The 21653-nt window shown below is 45.1% G+C and carries 23 protein-coding genes; 5 read left to right on the top strand and 18 right to left on the bottom strand.

Translation table 11 applies throughout. The features are described 5' to 3' along the window. Window positions 1-123: 123 nt before the first annotated feature. From EJP77_RS01195 to EJP77_RS01180, 4 genes are all read right to left on the bottom strand, one after another. Window positions 124-687 (bottom strand): DUF1541 domain-containing protein, encoded by a 564-nt coding sequence (locus EJP77_RS01195; protein ID WP_127197366.1) that lies wholly within the window; start codon window positions 685-687, stop codon window positions 124-126. A 176-nt stretch (window positions 688-863) separates the two neighbouring features. After that, complete coding sequence (locus EJP77_RS01190) at window positions 864-2144, bottom strand: ArnT family glycosyltransferase (RefSeq protein ID WP_127197365.1); 1281 nt, start codon at window positions 2142-2144, stop codon at window positions 864-866. Between the two features lie 77 nt (window positions 2145-2221). Next, entirely contained in the window at window positions 2222-2731 is a 510-nt protein-coding gene (locus EJP77_RS01185) for an SRPBCC domain-containing protein (protein WP_127197364.1), read from the bottom strand. A gap of 20 nt (window positions 2732-2751) precedes the next feature. Beyond that, window positions 2752-3081 (bottom strand): ArsR/SmtB family transcription factor, encoded by a 330-nt coding sequence (locus EJP77_RS01180; RefSeq protein WP_127197363.1) that lies wholly within the window; start codon window positions 3079-3081, stop codon window positions 2752-2754. Between the two features lie 167 nt (window positions 3082-3248). Between EJP77_RS01180 and EJP77_RS01175 the strand changes: the two genes are divergently transcribed. Beyond that, on the top strand, window positions 3249-4451 hold the full coding sequence (locus EJP77_RS01175) for a CapA family protein (protein WP_246021603.1): 1203 nt from the start codon (window positions 3249-3251) through the stop codon (window positions 4449-4451). Here the strand turns inward: EJP77_RS01175 and EJP77_RS01170 are convergent, their stop codons facing one another. Together EJP77_RS01170 and EJP77_RS01165 are read right to left on the bottom strand one after the other, a co-directional pair. Further along, a complete protein-coding gene (locus tag EJP77_RS01170) occupies window positions 4452-5177 on the bottom strand; it encodes a class I SAM-dependent methyltransferase (RefSeq protein WP_185897091.1) in 726 nt (241 codons plus the stop codon). It abuts the gene before it with no gap. Between the two features lie 109 nt (window positions 5178-5286). Further along, a complete protein-coding gene (locus EJP77_RS01165) occupies window positions 5287-5388 on the bottom strand; it encodes a dihydroorotate dehydrogenase (RefSeq protein ID WP_127197361.1) in 102 nt (33 codons plus the stop codon). 103 nt (window positions 5389-5491) lie between these two features. On the opposite strand from EJP77_RS01165, the gene EJP77_RS01160 reads away from it, so the two are divergent. Then, a complete protein-coding gene (locus tag EJP77_RS01160) occupies window positions 5492-6190 on the top strand; it encodes a nucleotidyltransferase domain-containing protein (protein ID WP_127197360.1) in 699 nt (232 codons plus the stop codon). A 5-nt stretch (window positions 6191-6195) separates the two neighbouring features. Here the strand turns inward: EJP77_RS01160 and EJP77_RS01155 are convergent, their stop codons facing one another. Both EJP77_RS01155 and EJP77_RS01150 read right to left on the bottom strand, forming a co-directional pair. Beyond that, entirely contained in the window at window positions 6196-7203 is a 1008-nt protein-coding gene (locus EJP77_RS01155) for an LLM class flavin-dependent oxidoreductase (RefSeq protein ID WP_127197359.1), read from the bottom strand. A gap of 117 nt (window positions 7204-7320) precedes the next feature. Further along, complete coding sequence (locus EJP77_RS01150; RefSeq protein WP_127197358.1) at window positions 7321-7599, bottom strand: GNAT family N-acetyltransferase; 279 nt, start codon at window positions 7597-7599, stop codon at window positions 7321-7323. Window positions 7600-7785: 186 nt separating this feature from the next. On the opposite strand from EJP77_RS01150, the gene EJP77_RS01145 reads away from it, so the two are divergent. Together EJP77_RS01145 and EJP77_RS01140 are read left to right on the top strand one after the other, a co-directional pair. After that, window positions 7786-8007, top strand: a complete 222-nt coding sequence (locus EJP77_RS01145) for a hypothetical protein (protein WP_127197357.1) — start codon at window positions 7786-7788, stop codon at window positions 8005-8007. A 150-nt stretch (window positions 8008-8157) separates the two neighbouring features. Then, a complete protein-coding gene (locus tag EJP77_RS01140) occupies window positions 8158-8796 on the top strand; it encodes a cupin domain-containing protein (RefSeq protein ID WP_246021601.1) in 639 nt (212 codons plus the stop codon). A gap of 14 nt (window positions 8797-8810) precedes the next feature. Here EJP77_RS01140 and EJP77_RS01135 read toward each other — a convergent pair whose 3' ends face one another. The 10 genes from EJP77_RS01135 to EJP77_RS01090 all read right to left on the bottom strand — a co-directional run bounded on the left by EJP77_RS01135 (window position 8811) and on the right by EJP77_RS01090 (window position 19961). Beyond that, window positions 8811-9740: an ADP-ribosylglycohydrolase family protein gene (locus tag EJP77_RS01135; RefSeq protein WP_127197356.1), complete on the bottom strand. Its 930-nt coding sequence runs from the start codon at window positions 9738-9740 to the stop codon at window positions 8811-8813. Next, window positions 9727-10242 (bottom strand): DinB family protein, encoded by a 516-nt coding sequence (locus tag EJP77_RS01130; RefSeq protein ID WP_127197355.1) that lies wholly within the window; start codon window positions 10240-10242, stop codon window positions 9727-9729. The genes EJP77_RS01135 and EJP77_RS01130 overlap by 14 nt, the downstream gene beginning before the upstream one ends. Before the next feature lie 441 nt (window positions 10243-10683). Continuing rightward, the gene (locus EJP77_RS01125) at window positions 10684-11670 is read right to left on the bottom strand and encodes an aldo/keto reductase (RefSeq protein WP_127197354.1); all 987 of its coding nucleotides are present in this window, start codon (window positions 11668-11670) and stop codon (window positions 10684-10686) included. 236 nt (window positions 11671-11906) lie between these two features. Next, window positions 11907-12158, bottom strand: coding sequence for a YolD-like family protein (locus tag EJP77_RS01120; protein ID WP_127197353.1), 252 nt, complete (start codon window positions 12156-12158; stop codon window positions 11907-11909). A 109-nt stretch (window positions 12159-12267) separates the two neighbouring features. After that, entirely contained in the window at window positions 12268-13299 is a 1032-nt protein-coding gene (gene add / locus EJP77_RS01115; protein WP_246021599.1) for an adenosine deaminase, read from the bottom strand. Between the two features lie 239 nt (window positions 13300-13538). Next, complete coding sequence (cysI, locus tag EJP77_RS01110; protein WP_127197351.1) at window positions 13539-15260, bottom strand: assimilatory sulfite reductase (NADPH) hemoprotein subunit; 1722 nt, start codon at window positions 15258-15260, stop codon at window positions 13539-13541. 37 nt (window positions 15261-15297) lie between these two features. Then, on the bottom strand, window positions 15298-17127 hold the full coding sequence (locus EJP77_RS01105; RefSeq protein ID WP_127197350.1) for an assimilatory sulfite reductase (NADPH) flavoprotein subunit: 1830 nt from the start codon (window positions 17125-17127) through the stop codon (window positions 15298-15300). Window positions 17128-17374: 247 nt separating this feature from the next. Further along, window positions 17375-18643, bottom strand: coding sequence for a copper amine oxidase N-terminal domain-containing protein (locus tag EJP77_RS01100; protein ID WP_127197349.1), 1269 nt, complete (start codon window positions 18641-18643; stop codon window positions 17375-17377). 289 nt (window positions 18644-18932) lie between these two features. Then, on the bottom strand, window positions 18933-19184 hold the full coding sequence (locus tag EJP77_RS01095; protein ID WP_127197348.1) for a DUF2164 domain-containing protein: 252 nt from the start codon (window positions 19182-19184) through the stop codon (window positions 18933-18935). Between the two features lie 159 nt (window positions 19185-19343). Next, window positions 19344-19961: a DNA-3-methyladenine glycosylase family protein gene (locus tag EJP77_RS01090; RefSeq protein WP_127197347.1), complete on the bottom strand. Its 618-nt coding sequence runs from the start codon at window positions 19959-19961 to the stop codon at window positions 19344-19346. Window positions 19962-20134: 173 nt separating this feature from the next. Here EJP77_RS01090 and EJP77_RS01085 point away from each other — a divergent pair, with 173 nt between their 5' ends. After that, a complete protein-coding gene (locus tag EJP77_RS01085; protein ID WP_127197346.1) occupies window positions 20135-21472 on the top strand; it encodes an amino acid permease in 1338 nt (445 codons plus the stop codon). Window positions 21473-21653: the final 181 nt, after the last annotated feature.

The following is a 21653-nucleotide window of genomic DNA, read 5'->3' as shown; positions in this document are numbered from 1 at the left end:
ATGAACTCTATCTGTGCATTGACACTACGAAGCTCATCTTGTGTCTATTTCGATGGCTCCCATATTTTATCAGTAGACAAACAAAAAAACCTCTTTTCGAGGTTTTTAAGGAAGGTACGGTAATTATTTTGCTGCCGTGAGCTCACTCTCTGTTACCCATTTGTGATTGGTCACTTTGGAGCCGCCTGTTGTAGGCGTGTAATCGATCATGTAGACGGTTGTCTTCTCTGCTGAATCAATCTTAGCCTTGGCACCCATCATGCCCTTCATATGATCTGCCTTAAGAACCACTTCATCACCAGGCTTATAAGCTTCCGCATGCGGGGCTTGAAGTTCTTCATGAATCACCCATTTATGATTGGGAACCGGATCCCCACCTGTTGTCGGTGTATAAGTAACAGCATAAGCTATGGTGTCGTAAGCACCTGCAATGGTTGCAGTCGCACCCTTCATTCCCGGCATATGGTCAGCCTCAACCACAGCTTGGCTCCCTACTTTAAAGGTTGGATTTTGAGCTTCTTTCAGCCCTTTCGGCACCTCGCCTGAACCCGAATGGTTCATCTCTGCCATATCAGCATGACTGTTTGTAGCATTGTTGGAGGATGAACCCTCCTGCTGCGTACTATTGCCGCATCCACTTAACGTGACAATTAGAGCAGCACCGAGAACTAGCAAATGTTTTTTCATAATAACACTCCTCTGTTAATTTCTATCTATTTGTATACTATACCCTCCTACAGTATATATCAAACATTTTATAAATTGTCAAAAAGACCTTGAAGACATTCAGCCTTACAAGGTCTCTTCGTCTATATGCTATTATTACCATTCAGATGCCGTTAATCCTTACTAAATAACACATCCTAAGCACTTGCGTTCACTTTGGCTTCTGATAGAGAAGTGCTCCGTGCTCTACGACGATTAATCGGGAGAACCCTCCACTGCTCCATGAAATGAGCCAAAGGAATCATCATCAGCAGCATAGTGGGGTAAAAGTATCGTTCCATCGTGATGAACGGAAGATAGATCACCACAAAATAAGCAAGAATGCTCAAGAAGCCATAATAAGCTGAGGTTCTATGCCGGAGCATCTTCCATATACCCGCAATACTGAAGATCAAGTATATGACATGCTGAAGTGCAGCAAGCCAATATGGAATTCCAAGAATCGGCGCCCAATAGAACGGAACAATAATCAACCGGATCAATTTGCCAAAAATCAGCCACGCTCCAAATATAAAAGGATGATGCGTGATCTGATATTTGAAAATCATCATCGCCAGTTCTTTCTGCTGCTCTTCGCTTCCGTGACGGTAAGTCTGATAGATCTGCTCGTGATCGCGAATGAAGTCCTGGGGCTCTTCCCCATTGATCAGCATCCCCAGCAGCAGAGGATTAGCAGAAGAGTTAGTTAAAGGTATAAATTGATGAAACACCTGATAATTGCGAATCCACCAAGGGCTTAGGCATATGATTAATGTTAGTCCCAATAGAATTGTGTTTCTGAGAATAAGCTTAAGCTTCTCTCTTCGGAACAACCAAGTCATTCCGATTATTAGTGGCAGCATAGCTGCTGTGGGTCTAAAATAAATAGCAGCTGCAATAACTAATCCCAGCAGTACATAATCCCGTTTCCGGTTCTTACTGAGTGCAATCAAGAACACATAGGATAGCAATAGCAGGAAAAAAGTGAAGCAGGTTTCCGTCAGAATCAAGTCCCCCGCATAATAAATAGGAACATAAGCTGCCGCGAGAACCACTGCGATTTTGGCTGTCCGAAGACCAAATAGGCGATTAGCAATCAAGTAGATAAGTCCAATGGAAGCCGTGGTCAGGAGGGCTTGAAATATACGAAATGCATAGATTCCCGCGTCACCTGTTCCAAATACCTTCATGATCCCAGCGATCAAGACGGGCAGCCCGGGCATAATGAAAGCAGATAGCGTGGTTACTGGATTGTAGTAAATTAATTTGCCATGCTCCAATAAATACTGTCCGCTGCGCAAATACCTGACATCGTCATTATCCAGCTTACCCAAACTGCCCAGCAGTAATGAATTCTGGTGAATAAATATCGTCAGAATACTCACTGCAAATACCCCGCAGCAAACCCAAAATACAAACGAGTCTCTCTTCTTCTCCATCCGTCTCTCTCTTTCCAAATAAGTCAGTACCCTGTATATTTTAAACTTTCTCGGAAAGTTTCTCTACCCTGTCGGAGTTACTTCATTGACTGAAGATGCTCTGCGAGGCGGTTCCAGGTCTCCGTAATTCCCTGTTCCATACCCATATCCAGAACCGCTTGAAGGGCTTCCACAGAATCATATTTGGATCGGCTGGTAAGCTTGGTACGCCCCTCTTGCTCTTCAAAAGTCATAGTGATATAAGAAGATGGCATTCCCACCGCTTCATTACCTTCGGCATCTGAGAAATAATCCACGTAGACGATCTTCTCACCCTCAACAATCTCCTTATAGACCGCCTTCCCCCATGATTCCATTCCAAAAAAGTCCCCTTGATTCTCATCGATGCACTTCATACAGTAGTGCCAGATTCCTTCTGGACGAAAATCAACATGGCATACCGTGAGGATCCAACCTCGTGGTCCCCACCAATGCTTCAGATGCTCGGCCTCGCTGAATGCTTTGAATACCAAATCGCGAGGCGCATTAAATACTCGCTCCAAAACCAATTCCTGACCCTCTACTTTTGAAATCATTGGGCTTGACATGAATAATTCCTCCTCATTTTTCATTCTGATTTGTTGTCTTCCGATTGCAGCTTCTTCAGGTAACTATCAAGATTGTCAAACCGTTCGTTCCAGATTCGGCGATAGGCACTGAGCCATTGATCCAGAGCTTGAAGCGGCTCAGTTCTCAGCTGATAGTTCCGCCGATTGGCGTCAGGCTTGACCTCCACCAGTCCCGCCTCAAGAAGGACTCGCAGATGCTTGGAGGCTTGCGGCTGGCGAAGCTGGAGACGCTCAGCAATCTCCCCGACGGTTAGCGGGCCGCTTGCTAGAAGTTCAATCATTCTTAATCGGTTTGGTTCAGCAAGAGCACTAAATGTAGTTATATCCATGGTTGTCATTTCCTTTGAGTTGCTAATTACTGTTTACAAGAACAATATAACATTACAGGAATATTCCCGTCAAGGAATATTCAATATAGCTCAAAAAGGTATCTTTTCCCCTACCCCATCATAGTTTTAGTTATTGTGCTGCTTTTACACGGTTAGGGGGTGTCTATTTGAGTAGAAGATCCTTCTTCTGTGCAGCCGCAATGTTCTTATTGCTTTGCTGTTGTACTGGAGGTACATCCGCTACGGATTCCAACAACATTCGTCAGTCGGCGACTAATTCATGCTGTATGAGAGAACGGACTTTCATCCCTCCCCTCCCGGGCTCGTCCACCGTGAATCTTCCAACAATTCATGTACCCGTGATCACTCGAGCCACACTGGCTGCTGTCGGAGACGTGTTAATTCATAGTCCGGTCTATAAAGATGCGGCTATCTCAAAAGGCAGGTATAATTTCAATCCGATGTTTGATGAGATTCGAAAGCTTACCCAGGAACCGGATATTCTAGTAGCGAACCAGGAATCCATGATTGGCGGTTCGGAACTCGGGCTTTCAAGCTATCCTTCTTTCAACAGTCCTCATGAGATTGGAGACGCGCTAAAGATGGCTGGAGTAGATATGGTGACTCTTGCCAATAATCATACGATGGACCGCGGTGAGAAAGCGATTCGCAGCGCTTTAGCCTATTGGGATAAGCTGCATATGCCATATACCGGTTCCTTTCGATCTGAGGAGGACGCAGGTACCCTACGCACCTTAACCAGCAATAATATCACTTTCGCTTTTCTCGCCTACACTTACGGTACCAACGGAATTGCAGTACCGAAAGATAAGCCTTATCTGGTTAATCTGATTAACTTGGACAAAATCAAAGCTGACGTAGAGAAAGCCAAGAAGCTATCAGATGTAATTGTTGTATCGATGCATTGGGGTACTGAGTACGAGCCAATGCCCAACCGGGAGCAGCAGCAGTTAGCACAGCAGTTAGCCGATATGGGTGTACAGATTGTAATCGGGAACCACCCGCATGTGCTTCAGCCTCCGGCTTGGGTTCAAGGGAAGAATGGGAACAAAACTTTTGTAATGTATTCGCTCGGGAACTTCCTATCTGCACAGGAGAAGACAGAGCGCTTAATCGGGGGAATTGGGAGTATTGAGGTGATCAAGACCGTGACGGGAGTCAGCAAAACAATCACGCTTAAGCATCCCTCATTCATACCCACTTACAATTACTATAGAAATCATCGAAACTTCAAAATCATTCCCATGAGTACGATGACCTCCAGCGACAGACTTAAGAATGCGGCTCAACAATTAGAGAAAACCAAAAAACATATGTCTGCATTCATCCCTGATTTAGCCTTCAGGTAATTATAATTTCACGGCACGAAGGGTCCCATATTCCAAATGTTCCTTGTTATCCATAATCAAATTGGAAGATCGGATCCCACATTCCAGCACGCTATCGTCCAACAAGGATCCTTCGTCAAAAAATTGATAATCATCCGGGTATTCATATTGTTGGCCCAACTTCTCATCCTTCAGCTCGCTCAGATCCAGCATCTGGATTTGGGAAAAGCCGCTGCTCTCCATTATACTTATCCACTCTTCTTTCTTCATTAAGGAAGGCATACGGAAGAATGATTTCATTTCATCCAAAGCCCCGTCTGGAGCTGAAGTTCTGACGAACATCTCGCGGTCGTAAAGCAGCCCGGTTGGCTTGAGAACACGAAAATACTCGGAGACGGATCTCCCTGCTTGAGTAAAGTTGGTTACGGATTCAACCAGAATGGTCTGGAATGTATGGTCTGGGAAAGGCAGCGCATGCGCATCAGCCTGACAGAAATCCACATGAACCCCCATAGCGGCTGCTCTTTTTTTTGCTTTTGACAAAAGAATGGGATCTACATCCGTGGCAACTACCTTGTACCCCTGTTCAGCCAAATAACATGCCGTTCTGCCCGTACCGCAGCCAATTTCCAGCACAGTCCCGCCAACTGCCGGCTTATACTTTTCAAGCTGCTCGATAGTTGCCAGAAATCCTCCGGGATGTGCGCTTCCAATACCCAACCGGGCCACCATTTCCAAATAATCCATTGTCATCCCCCTTAGTTCTATATCAACATATGTACATTTGCTTCATACATTCAGTTATAAGGGATTAATGCCCCCCTGATGATCAAGGAGGCATTAATACAAGTTCAACCTACACCCATACACCAGCGCTAAGAATAATTACCAGCAAAATGTAAAGAACGAGGATTGCACCTGTAGAAGTGAAACCGCCATAACCTTTAACATGACTCACATTTACCACCACCTTCTGTATAGGTTAATCTACATTATTCAGATGGAGGGCATTCCGCTTGGGCTGAAGTGTAAATGACTAACAACCTTTCGGAGGAAACCAAATGCGAATTCAGGGAAGAGCAGCGGCAGAGCAGTTTATTCAGATTAACTTTCCTAAATGCTCGCTTGCAGTTTTGGGCGGCAGCGGAAGCAGGAGCGACCCTAACATCCACTCTGATCTGGACATAGTTATTGTAGACGATACGGCTGAAATGGCTTGTCATAAGACGATTAAGGAATATGATTGGATCATTGAATGCTTTGTTCTTACCAGTTACAGCTACAGAGACATCTTCAATGAAGGGATCTATGCTGCGAATCCTTCGCTACAGAGAATGCTTGTTGAAGGGCACGTCATTAAATGCGAAGAAGAAGGAATACATGTACTTGAAGAAGCACGAACCGATTTGGCATATGGCCCTATGCCCTGGTCTTTGAATGAAATTAACTTTCAGCGCTATGTCATTACGGATTTGTTAGAGGATATTAGAGGAGGAGAATCCACAGTCGAGCTATGGTTCTCCGTAAATAGACTGGTTGTAACCTGTTGTGAATTTCATTTGCGAGTAAATCAGCAGTGGATTGGAGAAGGCAAACATCTATTTAGAGCGTTAAAAACATTCGATCCCGCTATGGCAGACAATTTGGATACAGCCCTTCAGGCTGTATATCTGAGAAGGGACCTCTCTCCTATCGAAACTTTGGTATCGAGAACACTGGAGCCATATGGCGGAACTCTTCTTGATGGCTTCGAACAGTAAGTATCTTATTTCATTCCGAATGATTCGGCAATCAACCGATACGAATGTATTCTTGCTTGTTCGTCATAGATCGGACTCGTTATAAGGATCTCGCCTGCGCCATAATCTTGGCCCATTTGAATCAACTTCTCTTTCACCTGGTCAGGTGTTCCGATAATCCGCCGTGTGCGTAGTTGCTGAATATGCATCAGATCGGCTTCTGTGTAAGGATAATTCTCCGCTGTCTGCACGGAAGGCAGATAAGGAACCACCAAGCCTGTTCTTATTCCAAGGAATAACAAATCACTGCTGAATGCCAGTCGGTTGGCCTCTTCTTCCGTCTCGGCACAGATGGCCAGCGTTGCAATCATGGAGCGAGGTTGTTTCGGAAGTTCATCACGGGGCTCAAAATGCTCGTTGTAGTACTTTGTCGCTTGCTCTCCGCCGGGTGTGCCGAAGAACTCAGCGAAAGCGTAGGAAGTCCCCAGCATAGCTGCAAGTCTAGCACTCTCCCCACTTGAACCTAGCAGCCATATTTCGGGTGCCGTAGGAATCGAAGGAGATGCCAGAAGCTTCTCAAATGGATGCCCGCTTGGGAGTGATCCATGCAAATAGCCAATGATATCGAGTACCTGCTGAGGGTATTTATTAACATCTACGTATTTATCCTGTTGAAGTGCTTTTGTTGCGAGCGGCATGCCGCCTGGAGCACGTCCGAGGCCCAGATCGATCCGCCCTGGATGCAGGGCCTCCAGCAGCCGGAAATTCTCAGCCACTTTATATGCGCTATAGTGTGGAAGCATGATTCCACCAGAGCCAACTCGAATCCGGGAGGTCGCTGCGGCGAGATGGGCAATCAAGACCTCCGGGCTTGAGAAGGCTAGCGCTGGCATGGAATGATGCTCGGATACCCAGAATCTGGAGTAACCCAGCTCTTCTACTGCTTGAGCAAGTCGAGTGGATTGCTGCAGACCTTCAGTAGCCCCGTAGCCTTCGGAGATATAGACCTGGTCCAGTACTCCTAATGTAATCATATCGATTCTAACCCCGCTTTCTTTTGCTTATAAATTTAAAAAAGCCCTTCCTGAAGAGGGCTCATGATTCCATCTGGAAATTTAATTATAACATTTCATTCAATGAAAGAATATGAATCAGGATTTCATCCATACATCCTCGTATTCCTTACGGCGCCGGAATTGGGCGTCCGCATACGAACATGCGGGTATGATCTTTTGGTTGGTCTCGCGCGCATGCTCAACCACACGCCGGACAAGGTCCTCAGCCAGCTTCTGACCTCGCATTTCTTCAGCAACATAGGTATGATCAATAAGAAGTGTATTCTCACCAGCGGGTTTAAAGGTGACTTCAGCGATCACACTGCCACCCTCCTTGATTACAAAAGCATTGCCTTCCTGAACCGTTTCCCTCATATTAACCGCTCCTCTCATGTTCGTGTAACCTCTCTAGTTATATACCCGTCCTCAATCGCTTTCATACATCTGTCATTGATCTCTTGGAGAGCCTACTCCCTTTTTTCTCATGTTTAAATAAGCGTGGATCGGGTAAATTCCTATACATAGGTCAACAACAGTCTTAGCCAAAAGGAGTGTTCAACTATGAATAAGAAACTGATGTTTACTGCAGCAGCAATGGGAGCCGCCTATTTAATGAGAAATCCGGAATCCCGCCAGAAGCTTATGAGCCAGGTACAGAATTTCTCGAAGTCCGGTGCAGGCGGTATTGGCAATCTTCTGAATCAATTTGGAGTTGGTAAAAATAACAGCAGCTCGGCATCGGCAGTAAGCCCATCCACATCAAGCCAAATTAGCCATAATTAAGCTGAGTTAACAACACAATAAAGCAAAGTCACATGCCTAGGGACACCTTCTTCTTGAAGGTGTCCCTATATTTGTGCATTCCAATGGGCCATATCCTAACGAGCGGCATATACTGCACTAACCTCGCAAAGTTAAAGGAGCGCCAACCAAATGAATAGTTATATGGACTTCACATCACCAAATGTACAGTACACTTATGATTTAAGCAGCAACCCTTTTTTCAAAAAAGACTCTAATAATTATATAAATTCCCTATCCATTAATCAGCTTAACACCTTAGGGAATGTCTCTCTTCTGGATATTTATCTGAGCAGGTCTAATATCGTCGAGCCTCATTATCATCAGAATGCGAACGAGCTAGTCTTCTGTATCGCCGGGGCAGCCACGGTCTCGTTGATCAACCCGTTCACCAAAACCCTTGTTAATTTGCCGATCACTCCTGGCCAAGTCGCAAACGTCCCTCAAGGCTGGTGGCATTATGAAATAGCAACGGTCGATAATACCCACTTACTTGCGATCTTCGATACGCCAATTCCTGAATTTATCGGGGGTTCCGACTTGTTGAGACTCACGCCCGCAAGTATACTATCGCATACTTATTGTCTGGATGAAGCTCAGCTCCAAGCAGCCTTGGCACCGATTACAGATACCGTTGTCATTGGTCCACCCAGCGGTTGCCCACCACAATCTAAAGAGTCGCGTGCACCCCATAGTGTTCCCTCAGCCCGGTTGAGTTCTATTCCTTCTATGCCACAAACGATTGGGAACGGGTGGAATTATTCCGGCTAATCGAATTGATATTACTAGTTAAAAATAGTTTCAAATCTCTCACACAATGAATCGATGTCATCAGCTCTTGCCAGCATCTGTACCCACTGCTGAGGTAACCCCTCAAGACCATAATAGATTCCGGCTAATCCTCCGGTCACTGCGCCCGTTGTATCCGTGTCTTCACCCAGGTTGACCGCTCGCAGAACAGCCTCCTGATAAGAATTTGTAGTTAATAAGCTCCATACACTTGCCTCAAGGGTGTGAATCACATAACCGGACGACTGAATCTCCGTCTCTTCGAGCTGTGCAATTTGACCTGACAAGAGTCGCTCATAACGTGCAAGATAAGGATTTGCCGGGAAAGTCTCCTTCATGTATTCGACGCTCTCAAGATAGCTCTCCTGCAAGTTCTTGCCCCTGATTAGATATGAGGCATATTTAACATAAAATACACATGCAAGAATGGATATGGGATGGCGATGGGTTATTGAAGATACCCCGGTTACTGCGGATATGAAGTCCTCCTGTTCATTTGCATTTAAATAATAGGCCAATGGCAGTATTCTCATTAAAGACCCGTTGCCGTTGCTGAATTCATCCTCGCCACCTGCCCGTTCCGGCTGAACAGATTCCTGTGCAATCCGTTCTAATGCTTGCCGGGTCGCAATTCCGATATCAAATACCTCCCCGTGGGGAGTCCACCTTGTGCCTCTTAACCAGTCCACACATTTAGCCGCCAGATCGTTAAGATTGAGACTGCCGCACTCTGCTAGGCTTTCCACCAGACATAAGGTTAGTGATGCATCATCTGACCATGTGCCTGCAGGCTGTTGATGACTGCCATAGCCGATCATATCCGTTAAAGGAGTTCTCTTTAGTAGATCTCGGCCAAGAAATTCTACCGGGACTCCGAGTGCATCTCCAATACAGAGACCCAGGATACCGCTCTTAATTTTGTTCATACTTAGATTCCTTTTCTGAAGAGTGGCTCTGTCTTAAGTAGACAATATAATCCGTTGGTATGCTTGTATAACCCAGGTGTCTGAGTATTGTGGATATATTACCTCTATGGTAGGTTCCATGATTCACAACATGCTGCACGATCTCGGATACTGAATTTTGAAACTCCTGTCCCATGGAGTTCTTATAGTACACAATTTGCTCCGGATGATCGATTGATAAAACATATTCACGCATCCGGGACTGCAGACTATCTATGTAAATTCTCGCTTCCTCAAGACTAGTTAACCGAATAGTCTTAATCGATGCACTGCTATCGTTTTGGAGCCGGTCCAACCAAACTTCATCAGCTGAAGCAAGGTGGCTCAGTACTTCTGCTATCGATTTAAACCCTAAATCCACTTCCTTGTCAAAAATATCACTTGGCAGTGTCTTGAGATGCTCAAACACTCTCTCACTCGCCCATATATTATAATCATACCAGTCCAGAATTTGTTCGTTCACAGTAAATCCTCCCTAAATCGCTATGATAATATTTCCAGCATTATTTCTATTACCTTCACTTATATGCTCTTTTTGCACGCAAAAGAAAGTTAATTAAGAGAACAATTAATACTTGCACTATTCCAAAAATCAATGCTTCGGTGATTACTAATACCTCCTGTATTTGTCCAAAGGGTTTAAAATAGGTTCCCGTATCCAGTAAATAACTCTTTACTAGTACACTGGATACTACACAAGACATAAGAAAGAGTAACAGCAAGTGTTTGTAGCGTCTGAGAAATAATATTGGAAAGACTATGGCAAAAAGATAGTTATCACCTTCTTTCTCCATTTTCCACTTATAACCATATGTTAGCACAATAACTTATTTCCTGTATTTCTATAATTAAAAAGCCCGCGCTAAGCGCGGACTTTGTATACATGTATTCTTTTCGTTTAAACTTATCTATCCAAACTCTTCATGGACGCCTCAGGATAACGCTGCCCTGCTGCAGCTCCCTGTGGGGCGGCTTCTTCGATCCGAGCTTTATCTTCTTCGGTCAGCTTGATTTGCAAGGCTCCGATATTTTCCTCCAAATACGTTCTTCGCTTAGTCCCTGGGATGGGTACAATGTCGTCTCCCCGAGCAAGCAGCCAGGCCAGTGCAAGTTGAGACGGCTCACAGCCCTTCTCGTCGGCAATCTGACGAATCCGATCTACGAGCTCCAGGTTCCTGGTGAAATTCTCACCCTGAAACCGGGGTGAATAACGGCGATAATCATCCTCCGCCAAATCTTCAAAGCGTTTAATCTGGCCTGTAAGAAATCCTCTTCCCAGTGGACTATACGGAACGAATCCAATCCCAAGTTCGCGGCACACCGGAAGAATTTCATCCTCTACGTCACGACTCCACAACGAATACTCGGTCTGAAGCGCTGTAATGGGATGAACGGCCGCAGCCTTCTGAATCGTATTTGCCGATGCCTCGGACAATCCCAAGAAGCGTACCTTACCTTCCTTAACGAGATCAGCCATGGCGCCAACCGTTTCTTCAATCGGCGTCTTCGGATCAACGCGGTGCTGATAATATAAATCGATATGATCTACGCCAAGCCGCAGCAAGCTGGCTTCACAGGCTTGTCTGACATATTCCGGACGCCCGTTGATCCCAAGCATTGCTCCGTCCGCAGCACGAACATTGCCAAATTTCGTAGCCAAAACAACGTCATTACGCCGTCCTTTAATTGCTCTTCCCACCAACTCCTCATTGCGGCCAACACCATACATATCGGCTGTATCCAGGAAGGTTACACCCAAATCGAATGCCCGATGGATCGTTTGAATCGATTCGTCATCATCACGTCCACCGTAGAAGTCGGACATGCCCATACAACCCAAACCTAAAGCGGAAACCTGCAAACCTGTTTTTCCCAACGTTCTTGTCTGCAACCGGATCATCCTCTTTTCTTAGTTTAAATGTGTTCTTGCGAGTTGAGCTGCAATGAAGTTCATTCTAAATTATATCACTCTCCCCGTCTTTTCCAAAAATCACTCTGCCGCGTAGCTTGTCACATCAAGCTTCGGCTGACTGGTCTCGTTAGAATACAAAAAGACCAGCGTATAATAATTACACTGGTCTAAATATAAGAATTCCGCGGATTTAGTGGGTTCATTAATCCAACCTTCTAATCTCTTGGATACTCCACGTTCATGATATCCATGAATGGAATCTTGAGCATTACTTCTTTCTGCATAACGTGAACCTTACCTGTGCGGGAATCCATTAGAACAATTTGTCCTCTCACGGTCTCTTCCCAGCCCCACACGGTTAAGACAATTTCCGATTTCTCCTGAAAGGCCTCAGTTAACTGATTACCTAACTCCTCTAACACAAATTCATCACGGGTTGGCCTCTTGGCAACCTTTGCTTTAGCCATTATATCCTCCAAGTGTGTAATTAATTAGTCGCATTTGTGCACTACTCTATTATACTTTTCCTTATCAAAAAAGGAACCTCACATCTTACATATCAGAAATCGGCATGCCTTATTTCGGGAGCAGACCCATTGTTTCATACTCTTCTCGGAAATAATTAAGCAGGCGAAGCTTCTCGGGGTTCTCCAGGAAAGAGGCCTGTAGGGCATACAAGTTCATTTCAGCAAATTGAGCCGTTGAGAAATCGTGTATTTCCATAAGCCTTTCGTATTCCTTGGTTAGCGTCGTACCGGATACGGTCAGGTTATCTGTATTCACGGTAACTCGAATTCCTTGATCGAAATACTCTTTTATCGGGTGATCCGACCAACTCTCCACAGCTTTGGTCTGCACATTGCTGGATGGGCACATCTCTAACACAATGTGATGATCCTTCACCCATTGCATCAAAGCTGCATCGTCTTGGAGCCTGACACCATGCCCGATTCTTGCCGCATGCAAGTGGCGGATACTCTCATCAATGTTATTTGCATCCGCTGCTTCTCCCGCATGAATGGTAATCGGGAGTCCATAGTCATGGGCTTGCTCGAACACTTTGCGATGAATTTCAGGGGGATATGACACTTCGTCTCCTGCCAGGTCCATGCCAACCACACCTTTTCCAATGAATGCGCTGGCTGCGTGGACAACTTTCAGATTCTTGTTGACAGGATGACTTCTCAAGCAAATAATGATTAATCTCGTAGTCGTACCCAATTTTCGTTCAGCCTCATCTGTTCCAGCAAGAACATGAGAAATAATCTCCTCTACAGTAAGACCCTTCTCCATATGAAGTAGGGGGGCGAATCGAATTTCCATATACTTGACATGATCCCGATGTGCATCCTCAACAAGCTCGTAAGCCACCCTGCGCAGACTTTCGGCAGATTGGAGGCATTGCAGCGGCAGCTGGAATTTGGATAAGTACTCGGTAAGACTGCTGCATTGCTCGCTTGCATGTAAATAAGGTCGAAGCTCATTGGGATCTATCACCGGAAGCATGAGTCCCTCTTCTTTGGCCAGGCTGATAATTGTATCGGGTCTTACACTTCCATCCAAATGAATATGCAATTCTGCTTTAGGCATAAGCTTCAGTATGTTCATGATTGCTGCCCCCATCCTTGTTCATTCTCACTTAAAAGATGCGATTATTCACATGAAATGTGAGTTATTGCAAATAATTAGACATTTAGCAAATTTATTATTTGCAATGATACCCCTGCCCTCTTAGGATGTCAATTAAAATAACATTCATTTTACATAAAAAAAGGCTGATTCCCAAGTTTCTAACCTAGAATCAGCCTTTCAATATTTAGTTGAATAAGTTTATCATACAGTCCGCATTAAGCGTGGAACTGCTGCCCATCTAGAACTTCAGGGACATAGCCAGCACGAACTGTAAAGTCACCAAAGTGCTCTCCGATATTCCGTTCTTTGGCATAGTGAGCGAACAGCTGCTTCAGATTCTCCAGAATCTCAGCTTCACCAATATTCTCTTTATAGAGCTTGTTCAATCTTTGACCTGCAAAGCCGCCACCCAAATACATATTATATTTACCCGGGGCTTTACCGATAAAGGAGAGCTCTGCCAGCGCTGGTCTTGCGCATCCGTTCGGACATCCCGTCATCCGGATGATGATCTCTTCGTCCTGCAGACCATTCTCAGCCAGAATCGGATCAATCTTATCCATTAGGGATGGCAAGTAGCGTTCCGATTCGGCCATAGCCAGTCCGCAGGTTGGAAGTGCTACGCAAGCCATGGAATTTCTCCGAAGTGCACTGTAATGGTTCCCGTCGGTTAAGTTATATTCCTTGATCAAGGCTTCTATCTTCTTCTTGTGCTGCTTCGCTACATTCGCGATGATCAAGCTCTGGTTAGGTGTAAGACGGAAATCCCCAGTGTGGACCTTGGCAATTTCGCGAAGCCCTGTCATGAGTGGATAACCTTCCTCATCCTTGACACGTCCATTCTGAATGAACAAGGTGAAATGCCACTTTCCATTGCTGCCCTTCACCCATCCATAACGATCGCCATTATGGTCAAAGTGATAAGGACGGGCTTCCGCCAGCTCCCAGCCCAGACGTGCAGTTAACTCCTTCTTGAACCAATCCAGCCCACGATCGTCAATGGTATATTTGAACCGGGCGTGCTTACGGACAGATCGATCTCCATAGTCTCTCTGGATGGTGACTGTCTTCTCCGCTACATCAATCATCTGCTCTGGAGTGCAGAAGCCAATCACTTTGGATACTTGCGGATAGGTCTTCGGATCTCCATGGGTCATCCCCATGCCACCGCCTACCGAGACGTTGAAGCCTTTCAATTGTCCATCCTCAACGATAGCAATGAGTCCCAAGTCCTGCGAGAAGACATCCACATCATTGTTAGGAGGAACCGCAATTCCGATCTTGAACTTCCGCGGAAGGTAGACATGCCCGTAGATCGGCTCTTGTTCTTCTCCATCCCGGCTGTCTACAATCTTCTCTCCATCCAGCCAGATTTCGTGATAAGCGCGTGAACGAGGGTCCAGGTGATCACTCACTTTGCTGGCCCAGTCGTAGACTTCCGAATGAATCTCTGACTGGTGAGGATTCGGGTTGCACATCACGTTACGGTTCACGTCACCGCAAGCGGCAAGTGTACTGAGCATAGACTCATTAACTTCGCGAATCGTATTCTTCAAATTCCACTTCAACACTCCATGAAGCTGGAAAGATTGACGAGTAGTCAGGCGGATCGTGCCGCTGGAATATTTCTTGGCAACACGGTCCATCATTAGCCACTGTTCAGGTGTAACTACACCGCCAGCAGCACGTACACGAAGCATGAACTGGTATGCCGGCTCAAGCTTCTGCTTCGCACGTTCATTACGAAGATCACGGTCATCCTGCATATAACTGCCGTGATGCTTCATTAGTCGGTTATCATCTTCAGGGATCGAGCCCGTCAATGGATCTTTAAGTGTCTCTTCCAGGCTTCCGCGCAGATAGTTACTTCTGCGCTTGATCTCTTCCACATCGCTGTGTGGAGCACTGTTAGGCGACAACAAATTATTCTCGGACATAGCTTTATTCTCCTCTCGTAATCGGCGGATGGTCTAATTAATAGACATCCCGCTGATAACGTTTCTGCTGTTGCATTTGTGTCAAATAGTCTGAAGCTTCCTCAGGGCTGAGGCCGCCTTCTTGTTCAAGGATGGCAGCCAGAGCTGCATGAACATCATGAGCCATCTTCTTCTCATCCCCGCATACATAGACCGCTGCGCCTTCCTGCAGCCATTGGTAAAGCTCCTTGCTTTTCTCCAGCATCCGGTGCTGAACATATACTTTCTGATCGGTATCACGTGAGAAGGCTACATCCATACGGGTCAGCACGCCTTCTTTGAGCCAGCGCTGCCATTCAACCTGGTACAGGAAGTCAGTTGAGAAATGCTGATCACCATAGAACAACCAAGTTTTGCCCTCTGCTCCTGTCTCTTCTCTCTCCCCGAGGAAAGCACGGAAAGGAGCAACCCCAGTACCAGGACCGATCATAATAATAGGTGTGTCACTGCTTTCAGGCAGTTTGAAATTCGGATTATTCTGTATAAATACAGGCAGGGTGTCTCCAGCTTCTACCCGTTCTGCGAGCTGTACGGAACATACGCCATAACGTTCTCTTCCATGAGTCTCATACCTTACCGTACGTACGGTGAGGTGCACTTCGTCCGGGTTCGCTTTTAGACTGCTTGCAATCGAATACAAGCGGGCAGGAATTTTGCGAAGAAGCGCGGTTAACGCACGGGAAGATACGCCTTTAAGATTGAAATCCTGAACCAGGTCGAGCAGATCATGCTCAGCAAGATAAGTTCTTAATTCAGCTTCATGTCCGGCACTCAATAGGTTCATCAATTCCGGATTTGAAGTAAGCTCTGCCACTTGAGTAAGAAGAGGTTTGGTTAGGACCGTAATCTCATAGTAACGAAGCAGCGCTTCTCTAAGCGTACGTTCTTCCCCATTCTTGCCTGCAGGTACAAGCTCATCAGCATTCCATCCAAGCGCCTCGATAAGTTCATCAACAAGGCGAGGGTGGTTCTCAGGATATACGCCAAGGCTGTCACCTGGTTCATATTGTAGGTTCGAGCCTTCAAGAGATAGCTCAACATGACGAGTCTCCCGGTCTGAACCACGGCCGTTCAAATTCAAATTCTCAAGAACCTCTGCACGGAAAGGATTCGTTCTGGAATATTCCGACTCGACTTCAGTAGAAGTGGCCAGCTGGCTTACTGCTCCTGCTGCCTGAGCTGAAGAACCCTCACTTAATGCGCCAAGCACCTGGTTCATCCACTCAGCTGCTGCCTCATCAAAGTCTACATCACAATCCACTCGTGGAGTGAGCTGCTTGCCTCCGAGTTCTTCCAGACGCTTGTCAAAGTCCTTCCCTGTCTGGCAGAAGAATTCATATGAAGTATCTCCCAGGGCAAGAACGGAATAACGAAGAGTGTCCAGTTTAGGCGCTCTCTTACTATGAAGGAATTCATAGAAAGGAATCGCATTATCAGGCGGTTCACCTTCTCCTTGTGTGCTTACTACAATCAGGAGATTCTCAACCTTCTTCAGGTTATTAGACTTATAACTTCCCATAGCGGACACGGTCACCTGGAAGCCGTTCTCTTCAAGCTTCTTGGTCAATTTCTTGGCCAGCCGGTCACTGTTGCCGGTCTGTGATCCGAAGAGGACTGTAACTTCTTTGGAGATAACAGGTGCATTTTCTGTCAGAACGGCTAACGGAGCACTCGCAGGTGCAGCAGTTGCGGCAGTTGCTGTTCCTAGCGAAGCTGCGATATAACCACCAAGCCAAATCCGCTGGTTATCCGTTAGTGTAGGCAGAAGACGATTGAGCAGTTCAGCCTGCTCTTGATTAAAAGGACTATTTGTTACTTGGAGTTCCAACAAAATCCACCTCACGTAGCATACTTAGATTTAATTCCTACAATTATCATCAACTTAATAAATCTACTTACTAGAACCTATCACACTAGGCATTCAGGGTCAATTTGAATGATTTTATAGGACTCATTAGTTAATCTGATAAAGGGAATTTTATGAACATTGTGACAATAAAATAGTAAAAGCAAGCGGGTTAAGCCGCTTGCTGCTAATCCTTACTTTATGTGACGTTTAACTAATTAGAGGAATCCTACTGAGAATGATCATGTAGAACTTCTTCTTCAAGCTGCACAGAACCATTCAGAGCAATACGCCAGGTTCCGTCTGATAGCTTAATTAGCTTGTGGAGTGTGTAGTTTCTTGTCTCCAATCCATAGTCAGTATATCGATTCTTCTGAATCAAATAAATAGTAGCAGAATTATTATCATAAGAAACGATGGACATACACTCTGTTTTGATTTCCAAATCACTGAGTGCAAAAATTCTGAAAAGACCATTCTTGACTTCTTTGATATTAGACGAGTCCGTATTCATTGTACCTATCACCGCTTCAACGTTTCTATCGTTAAGAGCTTTAATAAAAGCATCCAACAAAGCACGAATCGCAGTTTTATCTGTTTCTGGCACTTCGGCTTCCTTTTTCAATACTTCTTTATAATTGACATATTCCGTATCCTCTGTTCCGAGATAATCAATAGTCCACTTGTAATTCTTATCGAGTTCCATATCGATGCTTAGATGTTCGATACGGTCAAGAAGCTCGCCGGGTCTCTTAGGGATATAAATGTCAGCGTTTATCCTCTTGACCATATAGTTGCCATCTGCAGGAGTATGGTCAAAGTCTGGGGTAAGTTTGTCAATCGAAGTGTAACCTGCGTATTTAGTAAGCAAAGTTGGGTCGCTCATGACCTCTTCATAGAATTCATAATCTGAGTCCTTGTTAATAAGGGACAAATAACCTTTGGTATCCCCATCTTTAATGGCCTTGAACATTTTTTTGATTACAGTATTCATCTCTCTTATATCTGCTTTCAAAGGTTCACCCGTAGTTGATTTATGAACTTTAATCGTTCTGTTTGCCTTATCCCAGTCTGTCTCTAGACCCGTGGCATAATCCAGAAATTCCAGATCTACGAATGTGCTGGCTGCACCTGTAATCACATAGGGGTCTTTCGGATCGTTAGGAAAAGCTTCACCGCTCAAATTAGCCTTGCCCGTTTTCAGATCGATTTTGATCGTCTTATCTTCAGATACAGCAGAGAACACCTTCTTCTTATCATCATAACTCAGCGTGTAGCCTAATGTTTTAAGAATGCTGCGAAGCTCCACGAACACACGACCATACCTTATTATTGGAGCTGAACTCGGGTGGATTTCTTTATTGTGAACATAGACCCGGATTGCTTTATTTGCTGGTGCAGATGCAGCAGCTGCAGTGTTCAGGTTCAGCAAGGGAGTTAAGGCTAAACCGAAAACAAGAAAAGTAAGTACTATGTACTTCATCACATTTGACTTCATTTGATCTCTCCTAGTTATAATTGATCTTAATATACTAATTTCTAAAATGAATTTCCCAATGCCCCTTGCTGTCCTTTCTTAAGTATATTCTCACTAAAATATTCATACGGGAAAATTTACCCATACCTATTATCATACTTTGAGCCTACTTAGGAGAGCAATGACTATTTTTGTCGAAAAAGAGTTCGTTCTCCTTCCCGGCTGGCCGATCACAATCCGCAACAAAGCCCCCTTCCATAGATAATGTTTATCCATAGAACGGGGCTTATTCTTGTCTAAGTGCTGCTATTTACCTTCTGCCAATCGTCTTCTCAAGTGAATACAGTTCATCATCAATCTGATTAACCCTTTCATGAATCATACTCCGTGCATCCGCGATAGCTTTGTTATACAGATAAGGTCCGAGTTCCTTAATCATGAAGTCTATCAATTGTTCCGCGCCTAACTCCCCAATTGTCTCTGATCGCTCTTCTTCGAAGTATTGCTGCACATGCTGAATCAGATGTTCCTTCTCTTCTCTCGGAAGTCTGATAACGTTCAAATTAGTCCCTCCTAGCTATTAATTATTCTACAGCATAGCATCATGGATACATTGCCGGTATAAATACGCTTCCAATTCTATTTCTTAAGTGACTCTTTATCTCCTTAGTCTGCTCATTTACTTTGTTGGAATTCAATCGTGTTCCTCCATATCAAAATTTTATTCGGAAGAAATCTTCCACAAATAGATAGAAGCCACGGATCCAAACGGTGAATAAGCAGACCGGTGGGTATCGAACTGACCTTTGCTTATCGATGGAAGGCCGTATAATTTCATCATACCGCGTCGAATAGCCAAGTCCCCCCAGCTAACAACATCCGGCCGCTCCATGGCATGAATCAACAACATTTCAGCCGTCCATCTACCAACACCTGGCAAGGCAGATAGCTTGTGAATGACCTGTTGATCCGACAAGCAGTGCAGTCCGTCTAGGTCAAAGTTTCCTTGGGATATTGTTACTGCAATATTGTGGATACAGACTGCTTTCTTCATTGTCATTCCACAACTTTGGATCAGATCGGCATTCTGCATGGCGATCGACTGAGGGGAGATCGCTCCGTAATGCTTGAGCATGCGTCCCCATATGGTTGCCGCTGCCTTGACGGAGACAAGCTGGCCCACAATGGCATGGATAAGCGCAGTGAACAGATCCGGGATAATAACACGATCGATCTTGCCCAACCGTTGTATTGCAGCTCCAAGTATCTTATCTGCCTGGCTTAATTCATCCATTTCCTTTCGTCCATATTCAAAAAGTTTGTAGTCTAGGGTACCCATGCATCTCTCCTTTATAGAATTTGCTATTCACCGGATAAGTTAATTAATAGTTCACATTCCAATTGTAACCTAAATATATGTAATTGTTTATTTCTCACGATTATGATTTGTTGTATGATGGACAGGTTAGTAACAGAGACATCCAAGTTATATACGTCTAGGAGGATTGAACTTTGAAATCAAATGAGGGTTCACTACAAAAAAAGCTGCTTCCTCGCCATATTACTTTTATGGCTATGGGCGGCGTCATCGGAACAGGTATTTTTAAAGGAAGTGCTGAAACAATAAACCTTGCAGGTCCCGGAGTCATCTTCTCCTATATCTTTGCAGGTCTGCTTTTGCTGGTTGTTATGGGTGCTATTGCTGAAATGGCGACGGTATACCCGAACAGAAACATGAAGGATTTCATACGGAAAGCCTTCGGTGAACGCGTGTCCTTCATTATAGGGTGGCTGTACTGCTTCATGTGGCTCGCTGTGTGTGTTATCGAAGTTATTGCTGCAGGCAGCTTCCTACAATACTGGTTCCCCGGCATTCCATTATGGGTACTGAGCCTTGCAAGCGCAGCTTTGATTATCCTTATAAATATGATGAACGTTCGGGGTTATGGAGAGATGGAGTTCTGGCTGGCCGGAATCAAGATCTTTATGATTATTGTATTTATCGTGTTAGGTGCCTGCATCCTGTTCGGCATCCTTCCGGGACCAAGTTCCACAGGACTTAGCAATTATACAGAACATGGCGGTTTTTTCCCGAATGGATGGACTGCCATCTTCTCCGCCCTGCTAATTGTCATGTTCTCCTACGGGGGATCTGAACTTATCGGTCTTACCTTAACGGAGACAGAGAATGCGGACAAGGTTCTTCCGAAAGTAGTTAAGAACTTCATCCTGCGTGTAATCCTATTCTATACCCTACCAATTCTGATTATCTGCGGAATGATTCCTTGGAATCAATTGAATGAGAATACAAGTCCATTTGTTCAGGTTCTGAGCTCTACCGGATTACAAGGCGCGGCCCACTTGATGAATTTCATTCTTGTAACGGCTGTCCTCTCAGCGGCTAACTCAGGAATTTATGGTGCGACACGTATGCTGCATTCGATGGCCAAGGATGGAGAGGCACCCGGCTGGCTGAGACGGGTCTCTCCGCAGGGAGTCCCTGTCTATAGTCTGTATTTTTGTGCGGTTATCCTGCTGATTGGTTCCATGCTTGCCTACATTACGCAGGAAGGACTATTCCGCATCTTGATGGCCGTGCCGGGCTTTGTGGTTATGCTGGTCTGGATCTGTATTTGTTTATCACAGATTAAACTTCGTAAAGTGTATCCCAATAAGCCTACCTTCCAGGTATGGGGATTTCCCTATATTACAGGGCTTACCGCTTTGATCCTTGGAGTTATCGCGATCCTATTTGTGCTTGATGCCCAGAATCGGATAAGTATTAGTGTATGTTTGGGATTAGTGATTCTCCTGGCCTTTTGGTCTATGTTCAAGTTTAAAAAAAAATAAATCCTAACCCAAATCAAAGGGGCCGTCCCAAAAGGCGGCCCCTTTGATTGTGTAAAGGAATTGTATGTGTACGCGCAAGCTCCGAGAACGAATGTTACTCCCATCACTGTCACTATCTTTTTCTGGAAAGAGTGTGAAGCAAAAGACTTCCTAAACTAACAGCGACCCCGGCTTTCTGTCT

The sequence above is a fragment of the Paenibacillus zeisoli genome (genome assembly GCF_003994465.1).
Lineage (GTDB): Bacteria > Bacillota > Bacilli > Paenibacillales > Paenibacillaceae > Fontibacillus > Fontibacillus zeisoli.
Note: the sequence above shows the minus strand (reverse complement) of the source record. Positions and strands in the feature narration are given on the sequence as shown.

Excerpts from the sequence above, each read along its gene's own strand:
- EJP77_RS01185 (WP_127197364.1), bottom strand. The coding sequence starts at position 2,731 with ATGTCAAGCCCAATGATTTCAAAAGTAGAGGGTCAGGAATTGGTTTTG.
- EJP77_RS01160 (WP_127197360.1), top strand. The coding sequence starts at position 5,492 with ATGCGAATTCAGGGAAGAGCAGCGGCAGAGCAGTTTATTCAGATTAAC.
- EJP77_RS01145 (WP_127197357.1), top strand. The coding sequence starts at position 7,786 with ATGAATAAGAAACTGATGTTTACTGCAGCAGCAATGGGAGCCGCCTAT.
- EJP77_RS01170 (WP_185897091.1), bottom strand. The coding sequence starts at position 5,177 with ATGGATTATTTGGAAATGGTGGCCCGGTTGGGTATTGGAAGCGCACAT.
- EJP77_RS01150 (WP_127197358.1), bottom strand. The coding sequence starts at position 7,599 with ATGAGGGAAACGGTTCAGGAAGGCAATGCTTTTGTAATCAAGGAGGGT.
- EJP77_RS01195 (WP_127197366.1), bottom strand. The coding sequence starts at position 687 with ATGAAAAAACATTTGCTAGTTCTCGGTGCTGCTCTAATTGTCACGTTA.
- EJP77_RS01100 (WP_127197349.1), bottom strand. The coding sequence starts at position 18,643 with ATGAAGTCAAATGTGATGAAGTACATAGTACTTACTTTTCTTGTTTTC.
- EJP77_RS01090 (WP_127197347.1), bottom strand. The coding sequence starts at position 19,961 with ATGGGTACCCTAGACTACAAACTTTTTGAATATGGACGAAAGGAAATG.
- EJP77_RS01140 (WP_246021601.1), top strand. The coding sequence starts at position 8,158 with ATGAATAGTTATATGGACTTCACATCACCAAATGTACAGTACACTTAT.
- EJP77_RS01135 (WP_127197356.1), bottom strand. The coding sequence starts at position 9,740 with ATGAACAAAATTAAGAGCGGTATCCTGGGTCTCTGTATTGGAGATGCA.
- EJP77_RS01190 (WP_127197365.1), bottom strand. The coding sequence starts at position 2,144 with ATGGAGAAGAAGAGAGACTCGTTTGTATTTTGGGTTTGCTGCGGGGTA.
- add (WP_246021599.1), bottom strand. The coding sequence starts at position 13,299 with ATGAACATACTGAAGCTTATGCCTAAAGCAGAATTGCATATTCATTTG.
- cysI (WP_127197351.1), bottom strand. The coding sequence starts at position 15,260 with ATGTCCGAGAATAATTTGTTGTCGCCTAACAGTGCTCCACACAGCGAT.
- EJP77_RS01155 (WP_127197359.1), bottom strand. The coding sequence starts at position 7,203 with ATGATTACATTAGGAGTACTGGACCAGGTCTATATCTCCGAAGGCTAC.
- EJP77_RS01120 (WP_127197353.1), bottom strand. The coding sequence starts at position 12,158 with ATGGCTAAAGCAAAGGTTGCCAAGAGGCCAACCCGTGATGAATTTGTG.
- EJP77_RS01180 (WP_127197363.1), bottom strand. The coding sequence starts at position 3,081 with ATGGATATAACTACATTTAGTGCTCTTGCTGAACCAAACCGATTAAGA.